The 3,060-nt window shown below is 68.1% G+C and carries 3 protein-coding genes; 2 read left to right on the top strand and 1 reads right to left on the bottom strand.

The annotated features are described in order from the left end of the window. On the top strand, positions 1 to 818 hold an 818-nt coding region (locus IP86_RS06735), incomplete at its 5' end, for an AMP-binding enzyme (RefSeq protein WP_156332418.1). A gap of 461 nt (positions 819 to 1,279) precedes the next feature. Next, on the top strand, positions 1,280 to 1,807 hold the full coding sequence (locus tag IP86_RS06740; protein WP_054161751.1) for a L,D-transpeptidase: 528 nt from the start codon (positions 1,280 to 1,282) through the stop codon (positions 1,805 to 1,807). A gap of 159 nt (positions 1,808 to 1,966) precedes the next feature. Here IP86_RS06740 and IP86_RS06745 read toward each other — a convergent pair. Continuing rightward, positions 1,967 to 3,060, bottom strand: a 1,094-nt coding sequence (locus tag IP86_RS06745) for an OmpA family protein (RefSeq protein ID WP_245290559.1), incomplete at its 5' end; no start/stop codon positions are given.

A 3,060-nucleotide genomic window follows, 5' to 3' on the forward strand; every position in this document is an offset into this window, starting at 1 on the left:
TGCTCGGCTCGGTCGGCGAGCCGATCAATCCGGAAGCCTGGGAGTGGTATCACCGCGTCGTCGGCGACGACCGCTGCCCGATCGTCGATACCTGGTGGCAGACCGAGACCGGCGGCATCCTGATCACGCCGCTGCCCGGCGCCACCAAGCTCAAGCCCGGCTCGGCGACCCGGCCGTTCTTCGGCGTGGTGCCCGAGATCCTCGATCCGGAGGGCAAGGTGCTCGAGGGCGAGTGCACCGGCAATCTCTGTCTGGCGAAATCCTGGCCGGGCCAGATGCGCACCGTCTACGGCGACCACGCAAGGTTCGAGCAGACCTATTTCTCGGCCTACAAGGGCAAGTACTTCACCGGCGACGGCTGCCGCCGCGATGCCGACGGCTATTACTGGATCACCGGCCGCGTCGACGACGTCATCAACGTCTCGGGTCACCGCATGGGCACCGCCGAGGTCGAGTCCTCGCTGGTGGCGCACCCCAAGGTGTCCGAAGCCGCCGTGGTCGGCTATCCGCACGACATCAAGGGTCAGGGCATCTACGCCTATGTGACGCTGATGGCCGGCGAGGAGCCGACCGAGGAGCTGCGCAAGGAGCTGGTCGCCTGGGTCCGCAAGGACATCGGCCCGATCGCCTCGCCCGACCTGATCCAGTTCGCGCCCGGCCTGCCGAAGACCCGCTCGGGCAAGATCATGCGCCGCATCCTGCGCAAGATCGCCGAGGACGAACCCTCGTCGCTCGGCGACACCTCGACGCTGGCCGATCCCTCGGTAGTCGACGACCTTGTCGGCAATCGCCAGAACAAGCACCAGAAGGTCGGGTGAAGGCTGCCGCGGCTAGTCGTGTGAGCCGCGGCGTCTCCGTCACAAACCACGTCATCGCCCGCGAAAGCGGGCGACCCAGTATTCCAGGGCCCTGATCGAAAAGCTGATTCTCTGGAATGCTGGGTCCCCCGCATGCGCGGGGGATGACGGCTGTGGGTGGGGTGCGGCCTTGCCTCTGCCCGGCCGTGCGTCCGCTCGCCCCTGCGGCCCTTCGACGAGCCCCATCTCCCAGCGCTTCAACAACATGTGTGCGGCTGCGAAGCCAAATCCGGCGTTTTTGCCCGCGGGTGTTGTTTCCGGAGCATTTACTTTACGGCGCAGATTTTCTTTCTAGGCGCCGTCCGATCCTGATTTTGCGCCCGGCACCAAGCGGTCGGTTACCACGCGGCGTCACACTGGCGCCGTGCGCGACGACCGTGCCGGGGCGCGACGGAGCGGCAGAGGGAAACTGGAGAGACGGAATGTCTTTTGGATTTCGTTCGGTGAAATTGCTCGGCGCCGTTGCCGCCGTTGTGGTTGCTGCCGTGGTGACGGCACCCGGCGCCGAGGCCCGGCCCGACGTGGTGGCGTTTCGCGGCGACTACGCGCCCGGCACCATCGTGGTGAAGACCAACGAACGAAAGCTGTATCTGGTGGTCGAGCCCGGCCAGGCGGTGCGCTATCCGGTCGGCGTTGGCAAGCCCGGCAAGCGCTGGGAAGGCGTCACCAAGATCGACGGCAAGTACCGCAACCCGGCCTGGGCCCCGCCGGCGGATGTCAAGCGCGACAACCCGTCGATCCCCGATGTCATTCCGGGCGGCACCCCCGAGAACCCGATGGGCGTCGCGGCGATGACGCTGGCCGGCGGCGAATACGCCATCCACGGCACCAATCGGCCCAACTCGGTCGGCGGCTTCGTCTCCTACGGCTGCATCCGCATGCTGAACGACGACATCAGCGACCTGTACCAGCGCGTCCCGGTCGGCACCCAGGTCGTCGTCACCCGCTGAAGGCTTTGCAGGCCTGTTCCGGCGCTAAGCCGTCGTCTTTCGAGGCTCGCTGCGCTCCCACCTCGGGATGACGTCTCGCTTGTGGAGGCGCCAGTCACCCCAATGAAAAGCCGCGCCCCTTTCGGAGCGCGGCTTGTTTGTTTGGCGTGACGTCGTCGCTCAGCGCGGCGGCGCGGTGCCGGGCGGCGGCGGCGGCAGCGCGGCCTGGCCGCCGTTGAGCAGCGGCGTGATGCGGCGCACGGTGACGCGGCGGTTCTGACGCTCCGGACCATCGGTCTGGATCTTCAGATACTGCTCGCCATAGCCCTGCGACGTCAGGTTCTCGGCCGGGACGCCGAACTGCTGGGTCAGCAGCGTGGCGGCCGCCTCGGCACGACGATCCGACAGCGATAGGTTGTCGGTGTCGTTGCCGACCGCGTCGGTGTGGCCCTCGATCAGGAACACCTCGCGCGGGTTGCGCTGGATGGCCCGGTTGAGGCCGTCGGCGATCACCTGCAGCTTTGCGGCCTGATCCGGGGGAATGTCCCACGAGCCGGTCGCGAAGTTGATGGTGTTGAGGTCGATCGATGGCATCCGCTGGCGCACCGCCGGGCTGTAGCGGATTTCGTCCATGGAGTAGCGACGTTCGATCCGCTCCACCGGCGGGGCTTCCAGCGTGTCGTAGATCACCTCGGGCGAGGCGTCGTCGTAGTCGACGATGTAGCGGTCGCGCGGGATGCGAATCACCGGCGGCGGCAGGTCGACATAGAAATTCGCCCGGTCGCGCGGACCGTAGCTGTTGTCGATGATGACGATCTCGCGGCCATCGCGATCGCGGCGGATGCGGCGCAGCAGCTGCCCGTCATCCCCGGTGACGTTGATGATCTCGGTGCCGTCGGGCCGCACGATGATGGTGCGGGACCCGCCGCCGCGGACCTCCTCGGTGCGGATGTCACGTGCGCCATAGCGGAAGCGATCCACCTCGTTGTGGCGGATGAACTCCTGCCCGCTCGGGTCGCGCACGATGATGCGGCCCGGCTCGGTGATCACGATGCGGCCGTTCTCGTTGACCTCGCGGCGCTGGCTGCGGAAGTCGCTGAGATTGCGCGGTCCGGGTGCCTGCGCGCCCGGTGCGATCGGCGCCAGCGCCTGAGGCGGTGGCGGCGGGGCCGGGATCGGCGCGGTCACCGCGGGAGGCGGCGTGCGCGCGACCGGAGCACCCGGCGGCAACGCACCCGGAGCGCCGGGCTGCTGGGCACCTTGCGGGCCCGGCG

The sequence above is a fragment of the Rhodopseudomonas sp. AAP120 genome, from assembly GCF_001295845.1.
Classification (GTDB): Bacteria; Pseudomonadota; Alphaproteobacteria; order Rhizobiales; family Xanthobacteraceae; genus Rhodopseudomonas.

What these genes read in the sequence shown, in the direction of transcription:
- IP86_RS06740 (WP_054161751.1), top strand. Translation starts at nt 1,280, where the DNA reads ATGTCTTTTGGATTTCGTTCGGTGAAATTGCTCGGCGCCGTTGCCGCC.